The 26,995-nt window shown below is 55.1% G+C and carries 17 protein-coding genes, 6 tRNA genes and 3 rRNA genes; 3 read left to right on the forward strand and 23 right to left on the reverse strand.

From position 1 onward, the window contains the following. Positions 1-214: 214 nt before the first annotated feature. The 21 genes from rpoC to tyrS form a co-directional block, all read right to left on the reverse strand. Complete coding sequence (gene rpoC, locus HU773_RS25175) at positions 215-4,414, reverse strand: DNA-directed RNA polymerase subunit beta' (RefSeq protein WP_057960765.1); 4,200 nt, start codon at positions 4,412-4,414, stop codon at positions 215-217. 64 nt (positions 4,415-4,478) lie between these two features. Further along, entirely contained in the window at positions 4,479-8,552 is a 4,074-nt protein-coding gene (rpoB, locus tag HU773_RS25180) for a DNA-directed RNA polymerase subunit beta (protein ID WP_053138310.1), read from the reverse strand. A 219-nt stretch (positions 8,553-8,771) separates the two neighbouring features. After that, positions 8,772-9,137 carry a 50S ribosomal protein L7/L12 gene (gene rplL, locus HU773_RS25185; RefSeq protein ID WP_003210093.1) on the reverse strand — a complete coding sequence of 122 codons (366 nt, stop codon included), beginning with the start codon at positions 9,135-9,137 and terminating at the stop codon, positions 8,772-8,774. 78 nt (positions 9,138-9,215) lie between these two features. Next, positions 9,216-9,716, reverse strand: coding sequence for a 50S ribosomal protein L10 (gene rplJ / locus HU773_RS25190; RefSeq protein WP_003176433.1), 501 nt, complete (start codon positions 9,714-9,716; stop codon positions 9,216-9,218). 199 nt (positions 9,717-9,915) lie between these two features. Further along, positions 9,916-10,611 carry a 50S ribosomal protein L1 gene (gene rplA, locus HU773_RS25195; RefSeq protein WP_003176434.1) on the reverse strand — a complete coding sequence of 232 codons (696 nt, stop codon included), beginning with the start codon at positions 10,609-10,611 and terminating at the stop codon, positions 9,916-9,918. After that, positions 10,611-11,042, reverse strand: a complete 432-nt coding sequence (gene rplK / locus HU773_RS25200) for a 50S ribosomal protein L11 (RefSeq protein WP_003210097.1) — start codon at positions 11,040-11,042, stop codon at positions 10,611-10,613. The genes rplA and rplK overlap by 1 nt, the downstream gene beginning before the upstream one ends. Positions 11,043-11,159: 117 nt before the next feature. Further along, on the reverse strand, positions 11,160-11,693 hold the full coding sequence (gene nusG / locus HU773_RS25205; protein WP_003176436.1) for a transcription termination/antitermination protein NusG: 534 nt from the start codon (positions 11,691-11,693) through the stop codon (positions 11,160-11,162). Positions 11,694-11,702: 9 nt separating this feature from the next. After that, on the reverse strand, positions 11,703-12,071 hold the full coding sequence (gene secE, locus HU773_RS25210; protein WP_029299242.1) for a preprotein translocase subunit SecE: 369 nt from the start codon (positions 12,069-12,071) through the stop codon (positions 11,703-11,705). A 45-nt stretch (positions 12,072-12,116) separates the two neighbouring features. Then, positions 12,117-12,192, reverse strand: a tRNA-Trp gene (locus tag HU773_RS25215). 158 nt (positions 12,193-12,350) lie between these two features. Beyond that, positions 12,351-12,426, reverse strand: a tRNA-Thr gene (locus HU773_RS25220). 26 nt (positions 12,427-12,452) lie between these two features. Next, positions 12,453-12,526, reverse strand: a tRNA-Gly gene (locus HU773_RS25225). A gap of 24 nt (positions 12,527-12,550) precedes the next feature. After that, positions 12,551-12,635 (reverse strand) — tRNA-Tyr (locus HU773_RS25230). A gap of 142 nt (positions 12,636-12,777) precedes the next feature. Then, the gene (locus tag HU773_RS25235; RefSeq protein ID WP_057960766.1) at positions 12,778-13,224 is read right to left on the reverse strand and encodes a hypothetical protein; all 447 of its coding nucleotides are present in this window, start codon (positions 13,222-13,224) and stop codon (positions 12,778-12,780) included. A gap of 7 nt (positions 13,225-13,231) precedes the next feature. Further along, entirely contained in the window at positions 13,232-13,981 is a 750-nt protein-coding gene (locus HU773_RS25240; RefSeq protein ID WP_057438743.1) for a pantothenate kinase, read from the reverse strand. Continuing rightward, positions 13,971-14,930: a bifunctional biotin--[acetyl-CoA-carboxylase] ligase/biotin operon repressor BirA gene (birA, locus tag HU773_RS25245; protein ID WP_186624997.1), complete on the reverse strand. Its 960-nt coding sequence runs from the start codon at positions 14,928-14,930 to the stop codon at positions 13,971-13,973. Before birA ends, HU773_RS25240 begins: the two co-directional genes overlap by 11 nt. Before the next feature lie 189 nt (positions 14,931-15,119). Then, positions 15,120-15,235, reverse strand: a 5S ribosomal RNA gene (gene rrf, locus HU773_RS25250). A gap of 172 nt (positions 15,236-15,407) precedes the next feature. Continuing rightward, a 23S ribosomal RNA gene (locus tag HU773_RS25255) occupies positions 15,408-18,301 on the reverse strand. A gap of 248 nt (positions 18,302-18,549) precedes the next feature. Then, positions 18,550-18,625: transfer RNA gene (locus tag HU773_RS25260), tRNA-Ala, on the reverse strand. Between the two features lie 30 nt (positions 18,626-18,655). Next, positions 18,656-18,732: transfer RNA gene (locus HU773_RS25265), tRNA-Ile, on the reverse strand. An 81-nt stretch (positions 18,733-18,813) separates the two neighbouring features. After that, positions 18,814-20,350 (reverse strand): 16S ribosomal RNA (locus HU773_RS25270). The 16S, 23S and 5S rRNA genes sit together here with 2 tRNA genes alongside, the layout of an rRNA operon. A gap of 553 nt (positions 20,351-20,903) precedes the next feature. Next, on the reverse strand, positions 20,904-22,103 hold the full coding sequence (gene tyrS, locus HU773_RS25275; protein WP_057960770.1) for a tyrosine--tRNA ligase: 1,200 nt from the start codon (positions 22,101-22,103) through the stop codon (positions 20,904-20,906). 210 nt (positions 22,104-22,313) lie between these two features. Here tyrS and HU773_RS25280 point away from each other — a divergent pair, with 210 nt between their 5' ends. Further along, positions 22,314-23,708: a peptidoglycan DD-metalloendopeptidase family protein gene (locus tag HU773_RS25280; protein ID WP_057960771.1), complete on the forward strand. Its 1,395-nt coding sequence runs from the start codon at positions 22,314-22,316 to the stop codon at positions 23,706-23,708. A gap of 3 nt (positions 23,709-23,711) precedes the next feature. Continuing rightward, complete coding sequence (locus HU773_RS25285; RefSeq protein WP_120734229.1) at positions 23,712-24,803, forward strand: anhydro-N-acetylmuramic acid kinase; 1,092 nt, start codon at positions 23,712-23,714, stop codon at positions 24,801-24,803. Positions 24,804-24,871: 68 nt separating this feature from the next. Here HU773_RS25285 and erpA read toward each other — a convergent pair whose 3' ends face one another. Then, the gene (gene erpA / locus HU773_RS25290) at positions 24,872-25,222 is read right to left on the reverse strand and encodes an iron-sulfur cluster insertion protein ErpA (RefSeq protein ID WP_003176443.1); all 351 of its coding nucleotides are present in this window, start codon (positions 25,220-25,222) and stop codon (positions 24,872-24,874) included. A 163-nt stretch (positions 25,223-25,385) separates the two neighbouring features. After that, entirely contained in the window at positions 25,386-26,420 is a 1,035-nt protein-coding gene (gene argC, locus HU773_RS25295) for an N-acetyl-gamma-glutamyl-phosphate reductase (protein ID WP_057440338.1), read from the reverse strand. A 136-nt stretch (positions 26,421-26,556) separates the two neighbouring features. Here argC and hemJ point away from each other — a divergent pair, with 136 nt between their 5' ends. Continuing rightward, positions 26,557-26,985: a protoporphyrinogen oxidase HemJ gene (hemJ, locus tag HU773_RS25300; RefSeq protein WP_057440337.1), complete on the forward strand. Its 429-nt coding sequence runs from the start codon at positions 26,557-26,559 to the stop codon at positions 26,983-26,985. Positions 26,986-26,995 lie beyond the last annotated feature (10 nt).

A 26,995-nucleotide genomic window follows, 5' to 3' on the forward strand; every position in this document is an offset into this window, starting at 1 on the left:
ACTAGCTCCACTGTTGTCTTGCGACGCTATTGTCTTGCAAGAAAAGCAAAATGGCAGGAACGAATTCCCGCCAAATTTAGGGGTACAAGAGTCTAAAGAGGATCTTGCCCCCAGTCAAGGCAAGGCCCCGACCTCCCCCTCCATCGAAACCCGACAAAACTGTCTTGTTCCGACGAACGGGGCTGCCAGGGCCCGGACTTATTTATCGCAGAACTCAGTTACCGCTAGAGTTCAGCGCTTCGGTCAGTGCAGCTTCCACTTCACTGGCGCTTACGCGCAGCGGCTTGTCGAGTTCACGGCGACGCTTACGCTCGCTGTGGTAGGCCAAGCCGGTACCGGCCGGGATCAGTCGACCCACAACCACGTTTTCTTTCAGGCCGCGCAGGTAATCGCGCTTGCCGGTTACCGCTGCTTCGGTCAGTACGCGAGTGGTCTCCTGGAAGGAGGCCGCCGAGATGAACGACTCAGTGGACAACGACGCCTTGGTGATACCCAGCAACACGCGAGTGAACTTGGAAACAAATTTCTCTTCGGTTGCCAGACGCTCGTTTTCTACCAGTACGTGAGTCAGTTCCATCTGGTCGCCCTTGATGAAACTCGAATCGCCGGATTCAGCGATTTCAACTTTACGCAGCATCTGACGCAGGATGGTCTCGATGTGCTTATCGTTGATCTTCACGCCTTGCAGACGGTAAACGTCCTGGATCTCGTTAACGATGTACTTGGCCAGCGCACTCACACCCAGCAGACGCAGGATGTCGTGTGGATCGCTCGGACCGTCGGAGATAACTTCGCCGCGGTTTACCTGTTCGCCTTCGAACACGTTCAGGTGACGCCACTTCGGAATCAGCTCTTCATACGGATCGCTACCGTCGTTCGGGGTAATGACCAGACGGCGCTTGCCCTTGGTCTCTTTACCGAACGCGATGGTGCCGCTGACTTCAGCCAGGATCGACGCTTCTTTCGGACGACGAGCTTCGAACAAGTCGGCAACACGCGGCAGACCACCGGTGATGTCACGGGTCTTCGAAGTTTCTTGCGGGATACGCGCGATAACATCACCGATCGCGATCTTCGCACCATCCGCTACACCGACCAGGGCGTTGGCTGGCAGGAAGTACTGAGCGATAACGTCAGTGCCTGGCAGCAGCAGATCCTTGCCGTTGTCATCGACCATCTTCACGGCAGGACGGATGTCTTTACCGGCAGCTGGACGATCTTTGGCGTCGAGTACTTCAATGTTGGTCATACCGGTCAATTCGTCAGTCTGACGCTTGATCGTGATGCCTTCTTCCATGCCCACGTAGGTCACGGTACCTTTCATTTCGGTAACGATTGGGTGAGTGTGCGGATCCCACTTGGCCACGATTGCGCCAGCGTCGACCTTGTCACCTTCTTTAACCGAAATCACAGCACCGTACGGCAGCTTGTAACGCTCACGCTCACGACCGAAGTCATCAGCAATCGCCAGCTCACCGGAACGGGACACAGCAACCAGGTGGCCATCCACTCGCTCAACGTGTTTCAGGTTGTGCAGACGGACAGTACCGCCATTCTTCACCTGAACGCTGTCGGCTGCGGAGGTCCGGCTTGCCGCACCACCGATGTGGAACGTACGCATGGTCAGCTGGGTACCCGGCTCACCGATGGACTGGGCAGCGATAACGCCGACCGCTTCACCGATGTTCACCTGGTGGCCACGAGCCAAGTCACGGCCGTAGCACTTGGCGCAGATACCGTAGCGGGTTTCGCAGCTGATCGGCGAGCGAACAATCACTTCGTCGATGCTGTTGAGTTCGATGAACTCGACCCACTTCTCATCCACCAGGGTGCCGGCAGGAACGATAACTTCCTCGGTACCTGGCTTGAACACGTCACGGGCAATAACACGACCCAATACGCGCTCACCCAGCGGCTCTACAACGTCACCGCCTTCAATGTGCGGAGTCATCAGCAGGCCGTGCTCGGTGCCGCAATCGATCTCGGTTACAACCAGATCTTGTGCAACGTCTACCAGACGACGAGTCAGGTAACCGGAGTTAGCGGTTTTCAACGCGGTATCCGCCAGACCTTTACGAGCACCGTGAGTAGAGATGAAGTACTGAAGTACGCTCAAACCTTCACGGAAGTTCGCAGTAATCGGCGTTTCGATGATGGAACCGTCCGGCTTGGCCATCAGGCCACGCATACCGGCGAGCTGACGGATCTGCGCAGCAGAACCCCGTGCGCCCGAGTCGGCCATCATGTACATCGAGTTGAAAGACTCTTGATCGACTTCCACGCCATGACGGTCGATAACCTTCTCTTTCGAGAGGTTGGCCATCATTGCCTTGGACACTTCGTCGTTGGCCTTGGACCAAAGGTCGATCACTTTGTTGTACTTCTCGCCCTGGGTTACCAGGCCGGAGGCGTACTGGCTCTCGATCTCTTTCACTTCGTCAGTAGCAGCACTGATGATGCGGGCTTTTTCATCCGGGATAACGAAGTCGTTAACACCGATGGAAACGCCGGAAATGGTCGAATAAGCAAAACCGGTGTACATCAACTGGTCAGCGAAGATCACGGTCTCTTTCAGACCAACCACGCGGTAGCACTGGTTGATCAGCTTGGAGATCGCCTTTTTCTTCATCGGCAGGTTGACGACGTCGTACGACAGACCTTTTGGCACAACCTGGTACAACAGCGCACGGCCGACAGTGGTGTCGACGATACGGGTGTTGCTCACGCTGCCGCCGTCACGGTCGTTAACGGTTTCGTGAATGCGCACTTTGACCTTGGCGTGCAGTGCGGCTTCGCCGGCACGGAACACACGGTCAACTTCTTGCAGGTCAGCGAACACACGACCTTCGCCCTTGGCGTTGATCGCTTCACGGGTCATGTAGTACAGACCCAATACAACGTCCTGCGACGGAACGATGATTGGCTCACCGTTGGCTGGCGACAGAATGTTGTTGGTCGACATCATCAACGCACGCGCTTCCAACTGGGCTTCCAGTGTCAGCGGTACGTGCACGGCCATTTGGTCGCCGTCGAAGTCGGCGTTGTACGCAGCACAGACCAGAGGGTGCAGCTGGATAGCCTTACCTTCGATCAGTACCGGTTCAAACGCCTGGATACCCAGACGGTGAAGGGTCGGTGCACGGTTGAGGAGGACCGGGTGTTCGCGAATCACTTCAGCGAGAACGTCCCAAACCTCTGGCAGTTCGCGCTCGACCATTTTCTTGGCCGCTTTGATGGTGGTCGCGAGACCGCGCATTTCCAGCTTGCCGAAGATGAACGGCTTGAACAGCTCAAGCGCCATCTTCTTAGGCAGACCGCACTGGTGCAGACGCAGGGTCGGGCCTACGGTAATTACCGAACGACCGGAGTAGTCAACACGCTTACCGAGCAAGTTCTGACGGAAACGACCTTGCTTACCCTTGATCATGTCAGCCAGGGATTTCAGAGGACGCTTGTTGGAACCGGTAATAGCGCGGCCACGACGACCGTTGTCGAGCAAGGCGTCGACCGCTTCTTGCAACATACGCTTTTCGTTGCGCACGATGATGTCCGGAGCGGACAGATCAAGCAGGCGCTTCAAGCGGTTGTTACGGTTGATCACGCGGCGGTACAGGTCGTTGAGGTCGGACGTCGCGAAACGACCACCGTCCAACGGTACCAGCGGACGCAGGTCTGGCGGCAGAACCGGCAGAACAGTCAGCACCATCCACTCTGGCAGGTTGCCGGAACCCTGGAAGGCTTCCATCAACTTCAGACGCTTGGACAGCTTCTTGATCTTGGTTTCGGAGTTGGTTTGCGGAATTTCTTCACGCAGGCGGCCAATCTCGTGCTCCAGGTCGATAGCGTGCAGCAGTTCGCGGACAGCTTCGGCACCCATGCGGGCATCGAAATCGTCGCCGAACTCTTCCAGCGCTTCGAAGTACTGCTCGTCGTTGAGCAGCTGACCTTTTTCAAGGGTGGTCATGCCTGGGTCGATAACGACATAGCTCTCGAAGTAGAGAACGCGCTCGATATCACGCAGGGTCATGTCCATCAGCAAGCCGATACGGGACGGCAGCGATTTCAGGAACCAGATGTGGGCAACCGGCGAAGCCAGCTCGATGTGCGCCATGCGCTCACGACGAACCTTGGCCAGTGCAACTTCAACGCCGCACTTCTCGCAGATCACACCACGGTGCTTCAAGCGCTTGTACTTACCGCACAGGCACTCGTAATCCTTTACCGGGCCAAAGATCTTGGCGCAGAACAGGCCGTCACGCTCAGGTTTGAACGTACGGTAGTTGATGGTTTCCGGCTTTTTAACTTCACCGAACGACCACGAACGGATCATCTCAGGCGATGCCAATCCAATACGGATGGCGTCGAACTCTTCGACTTGACCCTGGTTTTTCAGCAAATTCAGTAGGTCTTTCAAGGCCTTTCCTCCTGGCGGAGCAGAGAGCGGGCATCACTGCCCCGCTCTCGATTCGCGTCACGTGTTATTCGGTTTCCAGATCGATATCGATGCCGAGGGAACGAATTTCTTTGATCAACACGTTGAAAGACTCGGGCATGCCCGGCTCCATACGGTGATCGCCGTCCACGATGTTTTTGTACATCTTGGTACGACCGTTCACATCGTCCGACTTCACTGTGAGCATTTCTTGCAGAGTGTATGCAGCACCGTATGCTTCCAGTGCCCAGACCTCCATCTCCCCGAAACGCTGACCACCGAACTGAGCCTTACCACCCAGCGGCTGCTGGGTAACCAGGCTGTACGAACCGGTAGAACGAGCGTGCATCTTGTCGTCTACCAAGTGGTTCAGCTTCAGCATGTACATGTAGCCAACAGTAACCGGGCGCTCGAACTTGTTGCCGGTACGGCCGTCGAACAGCTGCATCTGGCCGCTTTCTGGCAGGTCTGCCAGTTTCAGCATGGCCTTGATTTCGCTTTCCTTGGCACCGTCGAACACCGGGGTAGCCATTGGAACGCCGCCGCGCAGGTTTTTCGCCAGATCCAGGATTTCCTGATCGGAGAAAGTGTCCAGCTCTTCTTTGCGGCCGCCGATCTCGTTGTAGATCTCGTGCAGGAACTTACGCAGGTCTGCGACCTTGCGCTGCTCTTCGATCATACGGTTGATCTTCTCGCCCAGACCTTTAGCCGCGAGGCCCAGGTGGGTTTCAAGGATCTGACCAACGTTCATACGCGAAGGTACGCCCAACGGGTTGAGGACGACGTCGACCGGGGTGCCATTGGCATCGTGCGGCATGTCTTCAACCGGCATGATCACGGAGACCACACCTTTGTTACCGTGACGACCGGCCATCTTGTCGCCCGGCTGAATGCGACGACGGATTGCCAGGTAAACCTTGACGATTTTCAGCACGCCTGGAGCCAGGTCATCGCCCTGCTGCAGTTTGCGCTTCTTGTCTTCGAACTTGTCGTCCAGCAGACGGCGGCGATCAACGATGTAGGCCTGGGCCTTCTCGAGCTGCTCGTTCAGAGCATCTTCAGCCATGCGCAGTTTGAACCACTGGCCGTGCTCAAGACCGTCGAGGATTTCGTCGGTGATATCCTGACCTTTCTTCAGACCTGCGCCGCCTTCAGCCTTGTGGCCTACCAGGGCAGAACGCAGACGTTCGAAGGTCGCGCCTTCAACGATACGGAACTCTTCGTTCAAATCCTTGCGGATTTCGTCGAGTTGAGTCTTCTCGATGGACAGTGCACGAGCATCACGCTCGACGCCGTCACGGGTGAAGACCTGTACGTCGATGACAGTACCCTTGGTACCAGTAGGTACGCGCAGGGAGGTGTCTTTAACGTCGCTGGCTTTTTCGCCGAAGATGGCACGCAGCAGCTTCTCTTCCGGAGTCAGTTGGGTCTCGCCTTTCGGAGTGACCTTACCGACCAGGATGTCGCCAGCGCCAACTTCAGCACCTACGTAAACGATACCGGCTTCGTCCAGCTTGTTCAGCGCAGCTTCACCCACGTTCGGGATGTCTGCAGTGATTTCCTCTGGCCCAAGCTTGGTGTCACGTGCCACACAGGTCAGTTCCTGGATGTGGATCGTGGTGAAACGGTCTTCTTGAACAACACGCTCGGACAGGCAGATGGAGTCTTCGAAGTTGAAGCCGTTCCACGCCATGAACGCGATGCGCATGTTCTGACCCAGAGCCAACTCACCCATATCGGTGGACGGACCGTCGGCCATGATGTCGCTACGCTGAACGCGATCACCCTTACGCACCAGCGGACGCTGGTTGATGCAGGTGTTCTGGTTCGAGCGGGTGTATTTGGTCAGGTTGTAGATGTCGACACCGGCTTCGCCAGTTTCAACTTCGTCATCGGCAACACGAACCACGATACGGCTGGCATCAACAGAGTCGATCACGCCGCCACGACGAGCCACGACGCAAACGCCGGAGTCACGGGCTACGTTACGTTCCATGCCGGTACCTACCAGCGGCTTGTCAGCGCGCAGGGTCGGTACAGCTTGACGCTGCATGTTGGAACCCATCAACGCACGGTTGGCGTCATCGTGTTCCAGGAACGGGATCAGCGATGCTGCAACCGAAACTACCTGCTTGGGCGATACGTCCATCAAGGTGACGTCTTCCGGCGCCTTGACGGTGAACTCGTTCAAGTGACGAACAGCTACCAGCTCGTCGATCAGGACTTTCTTGTCGTTCATCGTGGCCGAAGCCTGAGCGATCACGTGATCAGCTTCTTCGATGGCGGACAGGAAGACGATCTCGTCGGTGACCAGGGCGTCTTTCACCACGCGGTACGGGCTCTCGAGGAAGCCGTACTGGTTGGTGCGCGCATAGGCAGCCAGGGAGTTGATCAGACCGATGTTCGGACCTTCCGGCGTTTCGATCGGGCAAACACGACCGTAGTGCGTCGGGTGTACGTCACGAACTTCAAAGCCAGCACGCTCACGGGTCAGACCGCCCGGGCCCAGTGCAGAAACACGGCGCTTGTGGGTGATCTCGGAGAGCGGGTTGTTCTGGTCCATGAACTGCGAAAGCTGGCTGGAGCCGAAGAACTCTTTCACCGCCGCAGCCACTGGCTTGGCGTTGATCAGGTCTTGCGGCATCAGGCCTTCGCTTTCGGCCATCGACAGACGCTCTTTGACCGCACGCTCAACACGTACCAGGCCAACGCGGAACTGGTTCTCGGCCATTTCGCCTACGCAGCGAACACGACGGTTACCCAGGTGGTCGATGTCATCGACGATGCCTTTACCGTTACGGATGTCGACCAGAGTCTTCAGGACCGCAACGATGTCTTCCTTGCACAGCACGCCCGAACCTTCGATCTCGGTACGACCGATACGACGGTTGAACTTCATCCGGCCGACCGCAGACAGGTCATAGCGCTCAGGGCTGAAGAACAGGTTGTTGAACAGGGTTTCGGCAGCGTCTTTGGTTGGTGGCTCGCCTGGACGCATCATGCGATAGATTTCGACCAGCGCTTCCAATTGGTTGCTGGTGGAATCGATCTTCAAGGTGTCGGAGACGAACGGACCGCAGTCGATATCGTTGGTGTACAGGGTCTCGATGCGAACAACCTGGGCCTTGGCGATTTTTGCCAGGATCTCGGTGTTCAGCTCGGTGTTGCACTCAGCCAGGATCTCGCCTGTCGCCGGGTGAACGATAACCTTGGCGGTAGTGCGGCCCAGGACGTAGTCCAGAGGCACGTCCAGCGACTTGATACCGGCTTTTTCGATCTGGTTGATGTGGCGCGCAGTAATACGACGGCCAGCCTCAACAATGACCTTGCCCTTCTCATCCTGGATGTCCAGGACGGCAATTTCACCACGCAGACGCGAAGCAATCAGTTCCAGGCTGAGGGTTTCATCCTTCAGGCTGAATACGTTGGTGGTGTAGAAAGCGTCCAGCACTTGCTCAGTGGTATAGCCGAGCGCGCGCAGCAGTACCGAGGCCGGCAGCTTGCGACGACGGTCGATACGCACGAACACGCAGTCTTTAGGGTCGAACTCGAAGTCCAACCACGAACCACGGTACGGAATGATCCGCGCGGAGTACAGGAGCTTACCGGAGCTGTGCGTCTTGCCGCGGTCGTGGTCGAAGAACACGCCCGGGGAACGGTGCAGCTGGGAAACGATTACACGCTCGGTACCGTTGATAACGAAGGTACCGTTCTCAGTCATCAATGGGATTTCGCCCATGTAGACTTCTTGCTCTTTGATGTCCTTGATCGCTTTGTTCGACGATTCTTTGTCGAAAATGATCAGACGAACTTTTACCCGCAAAGGTACGGCGTACGTAACACCGCGCAACACGCATTCTTTGACATCAAATGCCGGTTCGCCCAGGCGATAACCGACGTACTCCAGCGCAGCATTGCCGGAGTAGCTGATGATCGGGAAAACGGATTTGAAGGCCGCATGCAGGCCCACGTCGCGGAACTGATCTTTGGTCGCTCCCGCCTGCAAGAATTCACGATACGAATCCAGCTGGATAGCCAGAAGGTACGGGACATCCATGACGTCCGGCAACTTGCTAAAGTCCTTGCGGATACGTTTTTTCTCAGTATATGAGTAAGCCATCAGCGTTCCCCAGCTTGGTCACCTGCTTGTTTGGCCCCCCCGACGGGAGCAGCCAGAAAATCTTGCAAACCCCTTGGTTTGCACCACCGCATCGGGTGGCTACAGCGCGTTAGTGGCGGCGACCGAGTCGACAGCCAAGAACGGAAAAAGGCCGGTGGCAAGAGCCACCAGCCATCAGCCTTCAGCTTAACGCTTGGGCTGGAAACGCAAGGTCGATGCTTACTTCAGCTCGACTTTAGCGCCTGCTTCTTCCAGTACTGCTTTGGCTTTGTCAGCAGCGTCTTTGGACACAGCTTCCAGAACCTGGGCAGGAGCGCCGTCAACTACAGCCTTGGCTTCTTTCAGGCCCAGACCGGTCAGTTCACGTACTGCCTTGATCACGTTTACTTTCTTCTCGCCAGCTTCCAGCAGCATGACGTTGAATTCGGTTTGCTCTTCAGCAGCAACAGCAGCAACAGCTGGGCCAGCGGAAGCAGCGGCAGCGGAAACGCCGAATTTTTCTTCGAAAGCTTTGATCAGCTCAACAACCTGCAGAACCGACATTTCAGCTACGGCGTTGAGGATATCGTCTTGGGAGATAGACATTGCTGTATTTCCTGAATTGGGGGACGGCCTACGCGGCCATCGAAATAAACAAAAAAACGCGAGAGACGTTGCTCAGCCTTAGGCTGCTGCAGCTTCTTTTTGCTCGCGAACTGCGGCCAGAGTACGAGCCAGCTTGCTGGTAGCGCCTTGAATCACGCTCATCAGCTGCGAAATAGCTTCGTTACGGGTCGGCAGTGTTGCCAGTACGTCGATTTGGTTAGCTGCGAGGAACTTGCCCTCGAACGCAGCTGCCTTGATCTCGAACTTATCCTGACTCTTGGCGAATTCCTTGAACAAACGGGCAGCAGCGCCTGGATGGTCCTTGGAGAACGCGATCAGAGTCGGGCCGGTGAACACGTCGTTGAGGACACTGTATTCAGTGTCAGCAACAGCGCGCTTGAGCAGGGTGTTACGTACAACACGTACGTATACGCCAGCTTCACGAGCCTCTTTACGGAGTCCGGTCATAGCGCCTACTGTCACACCACGGGCATCAGCCACGACAGCGGACAGAGCAGCTTTGGCAGCCTCGTTGACTTCAGCGACGATGGCCTTCTTGTCTTCGAGATTAATTGCCACGGGTTTAACTCCTGCTTGTTACCGTTTCATCTGGCCTAGGCCGGATGTCGTTTTGGTGTCTGATTCGGTAAGGAACCGGGAGCACCATCTGCGTAGGCTTGATGGTTTAAGACTTGCGTCGCCTACGGTCTTGGATAGCCCCCGCCAGGCAGGGACCCCAATTTTTCAATTGGCGCAATCACTCGCGCCAACCTGTGTCTTATACGTCCAGCGAACCCTGGTCGATGACCAGACCTGGGCCCATAGTGGTGCTCAGGGTAACGCGCTTGACGTAGATACCTTTCGAAGAAGCTGGCTTGATACGCTTCAGATCAGCGATCAGGGCTTCAACGTTTTCCTTCAGCTTGACGGCGTCGAAGCCGACCTTGCCAACGGAAGTGTGAATGATGCCGTTTTTGTCGGTGCGATAACGAACCTGACCAGCCTTGGCGTTTTTAACCGCGGTAGCTACGTCTGGAGTTACGGTACCGACTTTCGGGTTAGGCATCAGACCACGTGGACCCAGGATCTGACCCAACTGACCTACAACGCGCATTGCATCCGGGGAAGCAATAACTACGTCATAGTTCAGGTCGCCGCCTTTCATTTCGGCAGCCAGGTCGTCCATGCCAACGCGATCAGCGCCAGCGGCCAGAGCAGCTTCAGCTGCCGGGCCTTGGGTGAAGACAGCAACACGTACAGTCTTGCCAGTACCGTGTGGCAGCACAGTAGCGCTACGAACGACCTGGTCGGATTTACGTGGGTCAACACCCAGGTTTACAGCAACGTCAACGGACTCGCTGAACTTGACAGTCGACAGCTCGGTCAGCAGAGCAGCAGCATCTACAAAGTTGTAGGACTTGCCCGCTTCGATTTTGCCGGCGATAGCCTTTTGGCGCTTGGTCAGCTTAGCCATTACACACCCTCCACGTTAAGGCCCATGCTACGAGCAGAACCGGCGATGGTACGCACGGCTGCATCCATATCAGCTGCAGTCAGATCCGCGTTTTTGGTTTTCGCGATTTCTTCCAGCTGAGCACGAGTTACGGTGCCAACCTTAACGGTGTTCGGACGAGCGGAACCGCTAGTCAAACCAGCAGCTTTCTTCAACAGAACCGAAGCCGGGGTCGACTTGGTTTCGAAAGTGAAGCTACGGTCGCTGTATACAGTGATGATCACTGGAGTCGGCAGACCTGGCTCAATACCCTGGGTACGGGCGTTGAAGGCCTTGCAGAATTCCATGATGTTCACGCCGTGCTGACCCAGAGCTGGACCGACGGGTGGGCTAGGGTTGGCCTGAGCGGCCTTCACTTGCAGCTTGATGTAAGCGGTAATCTTCTTGGCCATGAGGCACTCCAATTACGGGTTCAAGCGCCTCGAAAGGCTCCCCGGTTACTTGCGCGTTTATCCCAGTGACGACAAAACCCCACAGCCTAAGGCTGCGGGGTTGGGATGCTTTGTCAGCTAGACCTTTTCGACCTGGCTGAACTCCAACTCTACCGGAGTAGAGCGACCGAAAATGAGCACCGCCACTTGGATCCGGCTCTTTTCGTAGTTAACTTCTTCGACAGTACCGTTGAAATCAGCAAACGGACCATCAGTGACACGAACAACCTCACCCGGCTCGAACAACGTCTTCGGCTTTGGCTTGTCGCTACCGTCAGCAACACGACGCAGAATCGCTTCTGCTTCCTTGTCAGTGATCGGTGCAGGCTTATCAGCGGTACCGCCGATGAAGCCCATGACGCGAGGAGTGTCCTTGACCAAGTGCCAAGTACCCTCATTCATGTCCATCTGTACCAGCACGTAGCCAGGGAAGAACTTGCGCTCGCTTTTGCGTTTCTGGCCATTACGCATTTCAACCACTTCTTCAGTGGGAACCAGAATTTCGCCGAAGCCATCTTCCATGCCTGCCAGCTTTACGCGCTCTAGCAAAGAGCGCATGACATGCTTCTCGTAACCCGAGTAAGCATGCACAACGTACCAACGCTTAGCCACGGGACACCCTTAGCCAACAATCAAGGAAACAAGCCAGCCGAGCAGGGAATCAAGACCCCACAACAGCAACGCCATAACCAGAACAACAGCCACAACAATCAGCGTGGTCTGCGTGGTTTCTTGGCGAGTTGGCCAAACGACTTTACGTATTTCGGTGCGAGCTTCCTTTACCAGCACAGCGAAAGACTTACCCTTTACTGTCTGCAGACCAATGAAAACGGCCACAGCAGCAAGAGCGAGCAATACGAGTACGCGGTACAGGATCGGCGAAGCAGAATAATACTGATTGCCAACAACGCCTACGACCACCAAAGCGACGACAGCGAGCCACTTAACCAGATCGAAACGAGAGCTTTGAGCTTCAGCCTTAGGAGTCATCTATGAAGATCCTGTGAAAAGAAAGCCAGATACACCACGTGAATCTGGCAGGTCAGGAGGGAATCGAACCCCCAACCTACGGTTTTGGAGACCGTCGCTCTGCCAATTGAGCTACTGACCTAAAACAAAATCAGGCCGACCATTATGCAGGCCTGAAAAAGACTTTACAACAACCAACCCCAATAGACTTGAAACAACCCGATAACACCAGGCAAAACAACATCAAGCCGAGGCAGCTGTTAAAACAAAGGCAGATATTTTCATATCTGCCTTGTTATATGGAGCTCTTGAGCGGATTTGAACCGCTGACCTCACCCTTACCAAGGGTGTGCTCTACCAACTGAGCTACAAGAGCGAAACACTTTGCACAACCTGCAAACTTGGAGCGGGTAGCGGGAATCGAACCCGCATCATCAGCTTGGAAGGCTGAGGTTCTACCACTAAACTATACCCGCGGAGCTTGCAGCTCACGCTAAAAATGGTGGAGGGGGAAGGATTCGAACCTTCGAAGTCGTAGACGTCAGATTTACAGTCTGATCCCTTTGGCCGCTCGGGAACCCCTCCTAAGCGAGCCGGCATTTTACATTACGCCGACCTTCTGTCAAGCATTTTCTCATAAAAAATATGAGGTTAGCTGCGTGACGATCGCTTCACACCAACTTCCCAAGAGGGTCATCACTGTGGAGCGGGCGCCATTCTATGCAAACTATTCGACAGTTGCAATGCCTTCGCACGGCATTATTTTATGTTTTAACTCATTGAATTCATTAGCAAGGCTTTCAAAAGGCAGATCGTCAGCCAGGCGGCGGCTTTCAGGCGCTACACGCAACCAGAAAGAAGGCGCACCCGCTGAGACCAACGACTGGATCCGGACCCTGATATCCAGACTGATAAGCCGCTGCTCCAGGAACTGCGCTTGCTCATGACTCGAAAACCCTCCGATATACAAGCAGCCAGCAGGCGCCTCCGGAGCCTTGGCCTTGTCACGCCGCGACACAGAGTCCGCCGACTCGCTCAGCAGCTGAATATCTTGCTGGGAGCCCCGGTACAGCGCCAACGGAGTGACATCCTTTGCACGCAGCGGAGCCTCTTGCTGGTGCCAGACGTAATAAAAAACATTGAGGACCAGCAGCAACAGAAACAACCAACGCATAAAAACCTCAGGACAAAGGGCACGCCATCGCCAAGCCAACAAATACCAGGTCCGGAACGAAGCGAGCGCCCGGCAAGGCGTCAGCGACCAACTCCGCATCCCCCCCCGTAAGAAACACCGAGAAGTCTTCCCCCCAATAACTGCGGGCCAGTTCCAGTTGTGACTGAGCAAAACCGCGGAGCATGAGCGTGCAACCTCGTTCAACGGCTTGGGCAGTGGTACGGCCAGGCACCAGGCTTTCCAACGCACGCTCAGCAGCAACATCGTCATACCGTATTTTACGGGTATGGGTTCGCAGCTGATTGCGCATCAGGGGCATGCCCGGGCAGATAAATCCTCCAAGATGCTCGCCATCAGCCGTGATGAAATCGGCAGTGGCCGCCGTACCAAAATCAAGCACCAGGCATGCTCCCGAGGCTAGCTGGAAGCCTCCAAGCATCGCCAGCCAACGATCCAGCCCTAGACGGGCGTAGTCTTCATACCCATTGCGCACGCCGGCCATTTCACGCGACGGCGCAGCACAGCTGATAGAAACACCAAAGGCCGCAACCAACACACCCGCCAGGCGGTTCGTCTCTTCCTGCGCGCGAACGCTGACCAATCTGCAATGCTGCAGCGACAGTCCAGTCAACGAATGAAGGCTACCCAGCAACGCCACATCGGAATCAACAACCCCTTCAGCAAAAACGGCTGAGTGGCTTGCCTCGAGCACTCGCCATTTGATGAAACTATTCCCACAGTCGAGTTCAAGAATCATCACGCAACCTCAGGCTTAACTCACCACCACTGTATATTTTCTCAACACCGTTTACTTCGAGACGTAGAGCGCCTTGATCATCAATACCCAGCACAACCCCGTCCACCTGGTTAACACCTGCGATCAATGACACCGCCTTTCCCTGCCATAGATGATTTTGCTCCCACTCCTGGCGAATTACCGAAAAGCCGGAATCTCTATGATGATCGAGATAACCTTGTAACGCCTGACTCAGGTGTGCGACCAGATGATTTCGGTCTACCGCACGACCTGTTTCGAGCTGTATTGATGTCCACTGCTGATCCACTTCCGCGGCGCTCTGCATGTTCGCATTGATACCAATACCGAGCACTACATGGCATACGTCAACAGGGTCCCCTACCAACTCAAGAAGGATGCCAGCTATCTTCTTCGAACCAACGAGCACGTCATTAGGCCACTTCAAACCCGAACCGTGGACACCAAAGTCGCGCAACGTTTGCATCACCGCCAAGCCCACGACGAGACTCAGCCCTTCTAGCTGTCGTAAACCGCCATCGATACGAAGCACAAGGCTGTAGTAAACATTCTGTGCAAATGGACTGACCCATTTACGCCCTCGACGCCCCCTTCCTGCGGTCTGCTGTTCTGAGAGAACAAGAAACGGCGCCAACTGCCCCGCCTCAATAAGGCGCAAAGCCTCGGCATTAGTGGAGCCGATGGTCTCGGATATAAAAACTGAACCTGCGCAGACCTGTGACTTGAGGGCGATCTCATCAGCGCTCAATAGAACCAGCGGGGACGCCAATTGATAGCCCCTCCCCCTGACCTTGTGAATTGTCAGATCCAGCTCGATCTCCAGATGCTGGAGTTGCTTCCACACAGCACTACGACTGACGCCCAGGGCGGCGCCTAGCGCTTCACCCGAGTGGAATCGGCCATCTTTCAGAAGTTTTAACAACGTCAGCATGCAAGTCTCGCCTCACAATGAGGCACGCATGATAGCCATGCGCAGAGCCATTGCATAGAAAGCAAGCTGGCTTATGGCGAGAGCGCAGGGACAGCTTGCTTTCTATGCAATGGCGATAGGCCAGAACCTTTTCGACCGCCCAAAACAAAACCCCTGTTTGCGTTAGCAAACAGGGGTTTTGGAATTTAATCTTGACGATGACCTACTCTCACATGGGGAAACCCCACACTACCATCGGCGATGCATCGTTTCACTACTGAGTTCGGGATGGGATCAGGTGGTTCCAATGCTCTATGGTCGTCAAGAAATTCGGGTACTGAGTCGTGACCAGATGGCCTCGCTTCAGCAAATTGGGTATGTGATAGCTTTCGGTGTTTTGTGAGATTCGAACTTTCGGTTCATTTCGTCTTCACACACCGCAATCTGATGCTTTTGCTTGTTTCCAAGTCAAGAGTAGTCAAATTGCTTGGGTGTTATATGGTCAAGCCTCACGGGCAATTAGTATTGGTTAGCTCAACGCCTCACAGCGCTTACACACCCAACCTATCAACGTCGTAGTCTTCGACGGCCCTTCAGGGAACTCAAGGTTCCAGTGAGATCTCATCTTGAGGCTAGTTTCCCGCTTAGATGCTTTCAGCGGTTATCTATTCCGAACATAGCTACCCGGCAATGCCACTGGCGTGACAACCGGAACACCAGAGGTTCGTCCACTCCGGTCCTCTCGTACTAGGAGCAGCCCCTCTCAAATCTCAAACGTCCACGGCAGATAGGGACCGAACTGTCTCACGACGTTCTAAACCCAGCTCGCGTACCACTTTAAATGGCGAACAGCCATACCCTTGGGACCGGCTTCAGCCCCAGGATGTGATGAGCCGACATCGAGGTGCCAAACACCGCCGTCGATATGAACTCTTGGGCGGTATCAGCCTGTTATCCCCGGAGTACCTTTTATCCGTTGAGCGATGGCCCTTCCATACAGAACCACCGGATCACTAAGACCTACTTTCGTACCTGCTCGACGTGTCTGTCTCGCAGTCAAGCGCGCTTTTGCCTTTATACTCTACGACCGATTTCCGACCGGTCTGAGCGCACCTTCGTACTCCTCCGTTACTCTTTAGGAGGAGACCGCCCCAGTCAAACTACCCACCATACACTGTCCTCGATCCGGATAACGGACCTGAGTTAGAACCTCAAAGTTGCCAGGGTGGTATTTCAAGGTTGGCTCCACGCGAACTGGCGTCCACGCTTCAAAGCCTCCCACCTATCCTACACAAGCAAATTCAAAGTCCAGTGCAAAGCTATAGTAAAGGTTCACGGGGTCTTTCCGTCTAGCCGCGGATACACTGCATCTTCACAGCGATTTCAATTTCACTGAGTCTCGGGTGGAGACAGCGCCGCCATCGTTACGCCATTCGTGCAGGTCGGAACTTACCCGACAAGGAATTTCGCTACCTTAGGACCGTTATAGTTACGGCCGCCGTTTACCGGGGCTTCGATCAAGAGCTTCGCGTTAGCTAACCCCATCAATTAACCTTCCGGCACCGGGCAGGCGTCACACCCTATACGTCCACTTTCGTGTTTGCAGAGTGCTGTGTTTTTAATAAACAGTCGCAGCGGCCTGGTATCTTCGACCGGCATGAGCTTACGGAGCAAGTCCTTCACCCTCACCGGCGCACCTTCTCCCGAAGTTACGGTGCCATTTTGCCTAGTTCCTTCACCCGAGTTCTCTCAAGCGCCTTGGTATTCTCTACCCAACCACCTGTGTCGGTTTGGGGTACGGTTCCTGGTTACCTGAAGCTTAGAAGCTTTTCTTGGAAGCATGGCATCAACCACTTCGTCATCTAAAAGATGACTCGTCATCAGCTCTCGGCCTTAGAATCCCGGATTTACCTAAGATTCCAGCCTACCACCTTAAACTTGGACAACCAACGCCAAGCTGGCCTAGCCTTCTCCGTCCCTCCATCGCAATAACCAGAAGTACAGGAATATTAACCTGTTTTCCATCGACTACGCTTTTCAGCCTCGCCTTAGGGACCGACTAACCCTGCGTCGATTAACGTTGCGCAGGAAACCTTGGTCTTTCGGCGTGGGTGTTTTTCACACCCATTGTCGTTACTCATGTCAGCATTCGCACTTCTGATACCTCCAGCAAGCTTCTCAACTCACCTTCACAGGCTTACAGAACGCTCCTCTACCGCATCACCCGAAGGTGATACCCGTAGCTTCGGTGTATGGTTTGAGCCCCGTTACATCTTCCGCGCAGGCCGACTCGACTAGTGAGCTATTACGCTTTCTTTAAAGGGTGGCTGCTTCTAAGCCAACCTCCTAGCTGTCTAAGCCTTCCCACATCGTTTCCCACTTAACCATAACTTTGGGACCTTAGCTGACGGTCTGGGTTGTTTCCCTTTTCACGACGGACGTTAGCACCCGCCGTGTGTCTCCCATGCTCGGCACTTGTAGGTATTCGGAGTTTGCATCGGTTTGGTAAGTCGGGATGACCCCCTAGCCGAAACAGTGCTCTACCCCCTACAGTGATACATGAGGCGCTACCTAAATAGCTTTCGAGGAGAACCAGCTATCTCCGAGCTTGATTAGCCTTTCACTCCGATCCACAGGTCATCCGCTAACTTTTCAACGGTAGTCGGTTCGGTCCTCCAGTTAGTGTTACCCAACCTTCAACCTGCCCATGGATAGATCGCCCGGTTTCGGGTCTATTCCCAGCGACTAGACGCCCTATTAAGACTCGCTTTCGCTACGCCTCCCCTATTCGGTTAAGCTCGCCACTGAAAATAAGTCGCTGACCCATTATACAAAAGGTACGCAGTCACCCAACAAAGTGGGCTCCCACTGCTTGTACGCATACGGTTTCAGGATCTATTTCACTCCCCTCTCCGGGGTTCTTTTCGCCTTTCCCTCACGGTACTAGTTCACTATCGGTCAGTCAGTAGTATTTAGCCTTGGAGGATGGTCCCCCCATATTCAGACAAAGTTTCTCGTGCTCCGTCCTACTCGATTTCATGACTAAGAGATTTTCGCGTACAGGGCTATCACCCACTATGGCCGCACTTTCCAGAGCGTTCCGCTAATCTCAAAGCCACTTAAGGGCTAGTCCCCGTTCGCTCGCCACTACTAAGGGAATCTCGGTTGATTTCTTTTCCTCAGGGTACTTAGATGTTTCAGTTCCCCTGGTTCGCCTCTTAAGCCTATGTATTCAGCTTAAGATAACCATCTTATGATGGCTGGGTTCCCCCATTCAGACATCTCCGGATCAAAGTCTGTTTGCCGACTCCCCGAAGCTTTTCGCAGGCTACCACGTCTTTCATCGCCTCTGACTGCCAAGGCATCCACCGTATGCGCTTCTTCACTTGACCATATAACCCCAAGCAATCTGGTTATACTGTGAAGACGACATTCGCCGAAAATTCGATAATACTCAATTTGAGTAACTCACAAATTTTACCTTAGCCTGATCCGTTACCAGTGAAAGTAACGTTCAGTCTATCTTTCTATCACATACCCAAATTTTTAAAGAACGAACTAGTCAAAGACTAGAAATCAACATTCACCATCGCATGGATGGAATGCTCATTTCTAAGCTTTATACAAACAGAAGCAGTAGTGGTGGAGCCAAGCGGGATCGAACCGCTGACCTCCTGCGTGCAAGGCAGGCGCTCTCCCAGCTGAGCTATGGCCCCGTATTTCTACAGGCGTTTCCCACACAAAATTGGTGGGTCTGGGCAGATTCGAACTGCCGACCTCACCCTTATCAGGGGTGCGCTCTAACCAACTGAGCTACAGACCCAATTTCGGGCTGCTTCTTTCGTCTTCTTCAATGAATCAAGCAATTCGTGTGGGAACTTATGGAGCAGCTGATGTCGTCGATTAAGGAGGTGATCCAGCCGCAGGTTCCCCTACGGCTACCTTGTTACGACTTCACCCCAGTCATGAATCACACCGTGGTAACCGTCCTCCCGAAGGTTAGACTAGCTACTTCTGGTGCAACCCACTCCCATGGTGTGACGGGCGGTGTGTACAAGGCCCGGGAACGTATTCACCGCGACATTCTGATTCGCGATTACTAGCGATTCCGACTTCACGCAGTCGAGTTGCAGACTGCGATCCGGACTACGATCGGTTTTGTGGGATTAGCTCCACCTCGCGGCTTGGCAACCCTCTGTACCGACCATTGTAGCACGTGTGTAGCCCAGGCCGTAAGGGCCATGATGACTTGACGTCATCCCCACCTTCCTCCGGTTTGTCACCGGCAGTCTCCTTAGAGTGCCCACCATTACGTGCTGGTAACTAAGGACAAGGGTTGCGCTCGTTACGGGACTTAACCCAACATCTCACGACACGAGCTGACGACAGCCATGCAGCACCTGTCTCAATGTTCCCGAAGGCACCAATCTATCTCTAGAAAGTTCATTGGATGTCAAGGCCTGGTAAGGTTCTTCGCGTTGCTTCGAATTAAACCACATGCTCCACCGCTTGTGCGGGCCCCCGTCAATTCATTTGAGTTTTAACCTTGCGGCCGTACTCCCCAGGCGGTCAACTTAATGCGTTAGCTGCGCCACTAAGAGCTCAAGGCTCCCAACGGCTAGTTGACATCGTTTACGGCGTGGACTACCAGGGTATCTAATCCTGTTTGCTCCCCACGCTTTCGCACCTCAGTGTCAGTATCAGTCCAGGTGGTCGCCTTCGCCACTGGTGTTCCTTCCTATATCTACGCATTTCACCGCTACACAGGAAATTCCACCACCCTCTACCATACTCTAGTCAGTCAGTTTTGAATGCAGTTCCCAGGTTGAGCCCGGGGATTTCACATCCAACTTAACTAACCACCTACGCGCGCTTTACGCCCAGTAATTCCGATTAACGCTTGCACCCTCTGTATTACCGCGGCTGCTGGCACAGAGTTAGCCGGTGCTTATTCTGTCGGTAACGTCAAAATTGCAGAGTATTAATCTACAACCCTTCCTCCCAACTTAAAGTGCTTTACAATCCGAAGACCTTCTTCACACACGCGGCATGGCTGGATCAGGCTTTCGCCCATTGTCCAATATTCCCCACTGCTGCCTCCCGTAGGAGTCTGGACCGTGTCTCAGTTCCAGTGTGACTGATCATCCTCTCAGACCAGTTACGGATCGTCGCCTTGGTGAGCCATTACCCCACCAACTAGCTAATCCGACCTAGGCTCATCTGATAGCGCAAGGCCCGAAGGTCCCCTGCTTTCTCCCGTAGGACGTATGCGGTATTAGCGTCCGTTTCCGAACGTTATCCCCCACTACCAGGCAGATTCCTAGGCATTACTCACCCGTCCGCCGCTCTCAAGAGAAGCAAGCTTCTCTCTACCGCTCGACTTGCATGTGTTAGGCCTGCCGCCAGCGTTCAATCTGAGCCATGATCAAACTCTTCAGTTCAAACATCTTTGGGTTTTTAAGAAACCCTAAACTTGGCTCAGCAATCGTTGGTTACATCTTTGATTTCTCGCGGAGTAACTTGTGATGCTGATAATCTTGTTGACTATCAGTCTGACTCCACAAGCACCCACACGAATTGCTTGATTCAGTTGTTAAAGAGCGGTTGGTTAAGATCTTTCGTCTCAACCGAGGCGCGCATTCTACAGCAGCCTCATTTGCTGTCAAGTGATTATTTTCAGAAGTTTTCGAGGATTTCCTCAACAACTTCAACCACTTGCGCTTCCGATCTCTCGTTAGCGGGAGGCGAATTCTACAGCGTTACACGCTGCTGTCAACACCTCTTTTTCTCCGCTTTCGACCGAGAGGATCGAAACGTTAATAGAGCCAAACAACACTGCTCTACCAACTCCTTCTGGGCTTCGATGAACTGAAGCAACTCGCTGTCGAATTCTGCGTAACTCTTTGTTTACCAAGGAGTTTTCCGTTTCGACTGCGCCGGAAGTGGGGCGAATTATAGACAGATATAAATCGCCGTCAACAGTTAATTTCAGGTTTATTCGGATTTAAGCGTAATACGCGCAAATGCCTTCTTGCCGGCCTGGCAAACGTGGGTCGCGCCCAGCTCGTATATAAAGGTGCGATCGACAACCTCACCATCTATACGCACACCACCGGAACCCAGAAGGTCACGTGCAACCGCCGAGTTCTTCACCAGGCCCGCCTTATTAAGGACGGCCGCAATCGGCATCGCCTCACCAGCAGTCAATTCGATCTCAGGCAGATCATCCGGCAGCTCGCCATCCTTCATACGATTGCCCGCCGCACGGTGAGCACTGGCCGCAGCCTCCTCGCCATGGAAACGCGCAACAATCTCTTCCGCCAGCTTGATCTTGACGTCCCGAGGATTCGCACCCGCCTCCACGTCAGCACGCAACGCGTTGATCTCATCCATCGAGCGGAAGCTCAACAGCTCGAAGTAGCGCCACATCAGCGCATCAGGGATAGAAACCAACTTGCCGTACATCACCCCCGGCGCTTCCTGGATGCCGACGTAGTTGCCCAGCGACTTGGACATCTTCTTGACGCCATCCAAGCCTTCCAGCAACGGCATAGTCAGAATGCACTGAGCCTCCTGGCCATACGCACGCTGCAGCTCACGCCCCATCAACAGGTTGAACTTCTGATCAGTACCGCCCAGCTCAACGTCCGCCCGCAACGCTACCGAGTCATACCCTTGAACCAACGGGTATAGGAACTCATGTATCGCAATAGGCTGATTGGTGGAGTAGCGCTTATCGAAGTCATCGCGCTCAAGCATCCGCGCAACGGTGTACTGGGACGTCAGGCGAATGAAATCCGCCGGCCCCATCAGATCCATCCAGGTGGAGTTGAAAGCCACTTCGGTCTTGGCCGGATCGAGAATCTTGAAAACCTGGGTCTTGTAGGTCTCGGCATTATCGAGAACCTGCTCACGGGTCAGCGGCGGGCGCGTGGCGCTCTTACCACTCGGATCACCGATCATCCCGGTGAAATCACCTATAAGGAAGATCACCTGATGCCCCAACTCCTGGAACTGGCGCAGCTTATTAATAAGCACGGTGTGACCCAGGTGCAGATCCGGTGCCGTCGGATCAAAGCCAGCCTTAATACGCAGGGGTTGGCCACGCTTGAGCTTTTCGATCAGCTCGGCCTCGACCAACAGTTCTTCCGCACCACGTTTGATCAGCGCTAGCTGCTCTTCAACCGACTTCATAACAGACCCGCAAGGCTCAGATTCAAAGGGAACCAACCATACAAGATCAGGGACTAATTACAAGTTTTGCCCTGCAAACGGACACCATTCGGCGAGCCCGGCATTCGCAAGCTTGCGCCACAGATGATTTGGTTATATTTTATACAGTTATTTCATCTTCATCATGTCATTCATCTTTTCCATTTCACCTTTTCAAAGTCAAAATTACCTATGACCACTGAACCGTCTAAAGCGCCACCGCTTTACCCGAAGACCCACCTGCTCGCCGCAAGTGGTATCGCCGCCCTTCTAAGCCTGGCACTCCTGGTATTCCCTTCCAGTGACGTAGAAGCCAAACGAACGACCCTGAGTCTTGACTTGGAGAGTCCGGTTGAACAACTGACACAAGATCAAGACGCTTCTGACGCGCAACAAGCCACAACCGCGAGCGCAGAGTCGCCATTTGCGCAGATTGAAGAAAGCCCAGACGACACCAAACAAACCGCTCAGGTAGCGAAAGGCCCCGTGCATCGCGAAGTGGTCGTGGCCAAAGGCGATACGCTGTCGACGCTATTTGAAAAGGTCGGCCTACCCGCCACCACCGTTAGCGATGTGCTGGCCAGCGATAAGCAAGCCAAGCAATTCACCCAGCTCAAGAGTGGCCAAAAGCTTGAGTTCGAGCTGAGCCCTGAAGGCCAACTGACCACTCTGCACACCAAGCTCAACCACCTCGAAAGCATCACCCTGACCAGAGGCGCCAAGGGCTTTGCCTTCAATCGCGTGACCACCAAGCCAGTGGTGCGCTCCGCCTACATCCACGGCGTGATCAATAGCTCGCTGTCCCAGTCCGCAGCTCGCGCGGGCCTGTCCCATAGCATGACCATGGACATGGCCAGCGTATTTGGCTACGACATCGACTTCGCTCAGGACATTCGCCAGGGTGACGAATTCGATGTGATCTACGAGCAAAAGGTGGCCAACGGCAAGGTTGTCGGTACCGGCAATATCCTCTCGGCGCGCTTCACCAACCGCGGCAAGACCTACACTGCCGTGCGTTACACCAACAAACAAGGCAATAGCAGCTACTACACCGCCGACGGCAATAGCATGCGCAAGGCCTTCATCCGTACTCCAGTTGACTTCGCCCGTATTAGCTCGCGTTTCTCCATGGGTCGCAAGCATCCAATTCTGAACAAAATCCGTGCCCACAAAGGCGTGGACTATGCAGCACCGCGCGGCACGCCGATCAAAGCGGCCGGCGACGGCAAGGTACTGCTGGCCGGGCGCCGTGGTGGCTACGGCAACACCGTTATCATCCAGCACGGCAACAGCTACCGTACGCTTTATGGGCACATGCAAGGCTTTGCCAAAGGCGTGAAGACCGGCGGCAACGTCAAGCAAGGCCAAGTGATTGGCTATATCGGCACCACCGGCCTATCCACCGGCCCGCACCTGCACTATGAGTTCCAGGTCAACGGCGTGCACGTCGACCCCCTGGGCCAGAAGCTGCCGATGGCCGACCCGATCGCCAAAGCCGAGCGCGCACGCTTCCTACAGCAAAGCCAACCGCTGATGGCACGCATGGACCAGGAACGCGCCACCATGCTGGCTTCGGCGAAGCGCTAAGCGATGGCGCTCTATATAGGTGTCATGTCCGGGACCAGCCTTGATGGCCTGGACATAGCGCTGATCGAGCAAGATACGGCGGTCAAGTTGATCGCCACACATTACATCCCCATGCCTGAATCCCTGCGCGCCGAGCTGCTGGGCCTTTGCGCCAGTGGCCCGGATGAAATTGCACGCTCGGCGATTGCCCAGCAAAGCTGGGTAACGCTCGCAGCCCAGGGCATTCATGCCGTGCTTGAGCAGCAGCAACTCACTCACCACGACATCCATGCGATTGGCAGCCATGGGCAGACCATTCGCCACGAGCCCGCCCGCGGTTTCACCGTGCAGATTGGCAACCCCGCCCTACTGACCGAACTGACCGGAATAACCGTCGTCAGCGACTTTCGCAGCCGCGATGTAGCCGCCGGCGGCCAGGGAGCACCACTGGTGCCCGCCTTTCACGAAGCGCTGTTCGGCGAGGCTACTGGTAACCGCGCAGTATTGAATGTCGGCGGCTTCAGCAATCTGAGCCTGATCGAAACCGGCAAACCCGTAGCGGGTTTTGATTGCGGCCCGGGCAACGTTCTGCTGGACGCCTGGATTCACCAGCAAAGGGGCGAAAACTTTGACCGCGACGGCCAATGGGCCGCGACGGGAAAGGTCGAGCCACAGTTGCTTAACGCATTGCTCAGCGACCCCTTCTTCCTGACCAAGGGGCCGAAAAGCACTGGGCGCGAAGTCTTCAACCTGCCTTGGCTGGAACACCACCTCGGTCGACTGCCATCGTTCAATGCCCAGGATATCCAGGCCACGCTGCTGGAACTGACCGTACAGACCATCGTCGAGTCGTTGAAAACCGCACAGCCGCAAACCGAAACCCTGCTGGTGTGTGGCGGCGGCGCCCATAACTCGACGCTGATGAACCGCCTCGCCGCCATGCTACCGACCACCCGTGTCAGCAGCACCGCCACCCACGGTGTAGACCCCGACTGGGTGGAAGCCATGGCCTTCGCCTGGCTGGCCCATTGCTGCCTGGAAGGTATCGCCGCCAACCGTCCAAGCGTGACAGGCGCCCGCGGCCTTCGTGTACTTGGCGCGATCTACCCCGCCTGAAACGTAGATAGCAAAACGCCGCTTGGCCCCATAAAAGCCAAGCGGCGTTTTGCTTAATCCGCTACTGATCAGATCGAGAAAGACGAACCGCAACCACACGTCGTGGTGGCATTCGGGTTCTTGATCACAAAGCGTGAGCCTTCCAAACCTTCCTGGTAGTCCACCTCGGCACCTGCCAAGTACTGGAAGCTCATCGGATCCACGACCAGGCTTACGCCTTCGCGCTCGACAATGGTGTCGTCGTCAGCCACATCTTCATCGAAGGTGAAGCCGTACTGAAACCCTGAACAACCGCCGCCCGTAACGAATACGCGCAGCTTCAAGCGATCATTACCCTCTTCATCGACCAGGCTCTTCACCTTGTGCGCAGCACCGTGGGTGAATTGCAAAGCCGTGGGGGTGAAGGATTCAACGCTCATGCTGATAATCTCCCGGCGTAGCGCCGCCATATGCGTGATGACCGCCATTATCCGCTTCTCCTAGAAAAGCGGTCAACTATTGTTACGGTATATCAATCTGCCCGGCGGCCCTTAAAAACACGAAAGGCCCGATCAACGGGCCTTTTGCACAGCAGCCAACGCCTTAAGGCAGCATGCCGGCGTGGGACAAACCGAGCTTCTCATCAAGGCCGAACAAGATGTTCATGTTCTGCACAGCCTGGCCCGACGCGCCCTTGACCAGATTATCGATAACCGACAGCACCACCACCAAGTCGCCATCCTGCGGACGATGCACGGCAATCCGGCACACGTTGGCACCGCGCACGCTGCGGGTTTCCGGGTGACTACCGGCAGGCATTACATCGACGAACGGCTCATTGGCATAACGCTTTTCAAACAATGCCTGCAGATCCACCGAGCGATCCACGACCGTTGCATACAGTGTCGAGTGAATCCCCCGGATCATCGGGGTCAGGTGCGGCACGAACGTCAGACCGACGTCACTGCCCGCCGCACGCCGCAGCCCCTGGCGAATTTCCGGCAGATGGCGATGCCCCTTTACGGCATACGCCTTCATGCTTTCCGAGGTCTCGGAGTACAAGGAGCCTACTGCTGCACCGCGACCAGCGCCGCTGACGCCCGACTTGCAGTCGGCAATCAGGCGCGAGGCGTCCGCCAGACCAGCTTCCAGCAGCGGTAGGAAACCCAGCTGCGTAGCCGTCGGATAGCAACCCGGCACGGCGATCAGACGCGCCTGCTTGATCTGCTCACGATTAACCTCTGGCAAGCCGTACACCGCCTCTTCAAGCAGCTCTGGAGCACCATGGGGCTGACCGTACCACTTGGCCCACTCATCGGCATCCTGCAAACGGAAGTCCGCCGAGAGGTCAATGACCTTGGTCCCTGCGGCCAGCAGCTCGCCGGCCAACGCATGGGCAACACCGTGGGGGGTCGCGAAAAACACCACATCGCAGGCGCCCAGGGTCTTGATATCCGGAACGCTGAACGCCAGGCCGTCGTAATGGCCGCGCAGGTTGGGGTACATATCGGCAACGGCCAGGCCGGCCTCGGATCGGGAGGTAATGACCACTACCTCAGCTTGCGGATGCTGAGCCAACAGACGCAGCAATTCGACACCGGTGTAACCCGTGCCGCCGACGATACCGACCTTGACCATAAACCTGCCCTCAACGAACCCACTGGAAAGCCGTCGATAATAGGGGCCGTATCGTTCTGCGACAACCGTCAAGGTGACGTACGCACGCTCTAACCTCTACTATCTCCAGTTACCGTGAACCTGGGAATAACTAAAAATGCTTTATCTATGGCTCAAAGCCTTCCATATCGTCAGCATTGTCTGCTGGTTTGCCGGGCTGTTTTACCTGCCGCGCCTGTTCGTCTACCACGCACAAAGCCAGGATGCCGTCAGCCAGGAACGCTTCTGCATCATGGAGCGCAAGCTGTACAAGGGCATCATGCTGCCGTCGATGATCGCCACGCTGGTATTCGGCATCTGGTTGATCAGCCTTAACCCGAGCATCTTCAGCCAGGGTGGCTGGATGCACGCCAAGCTGACCCTGGTGGTGATCCTGATCGGTTACCACCATATGTGTGGCGCTCAGGTAAAACGTTTTGCCCGTGGCGAAAACACCCGCAGCCATGTCTTTTATCGCTGGTTCAATGAGGTGCCGGTTCTGATATTGCTGGCTATTGTAATTTTGGTCGTCGTCAAGCCGTTCTAACTCTACTTAG

It is taken from the genome of Pseudomonas shahriarae (genome assembly GCF_014268455.2).
Lineage (GTDB): Bacteria > Pseudomonadota > Gammaproteobacteria > Pseudomonadales > Pseudomonadaceae > Aquipseudomonas > Aquipseudomonas shahriarae.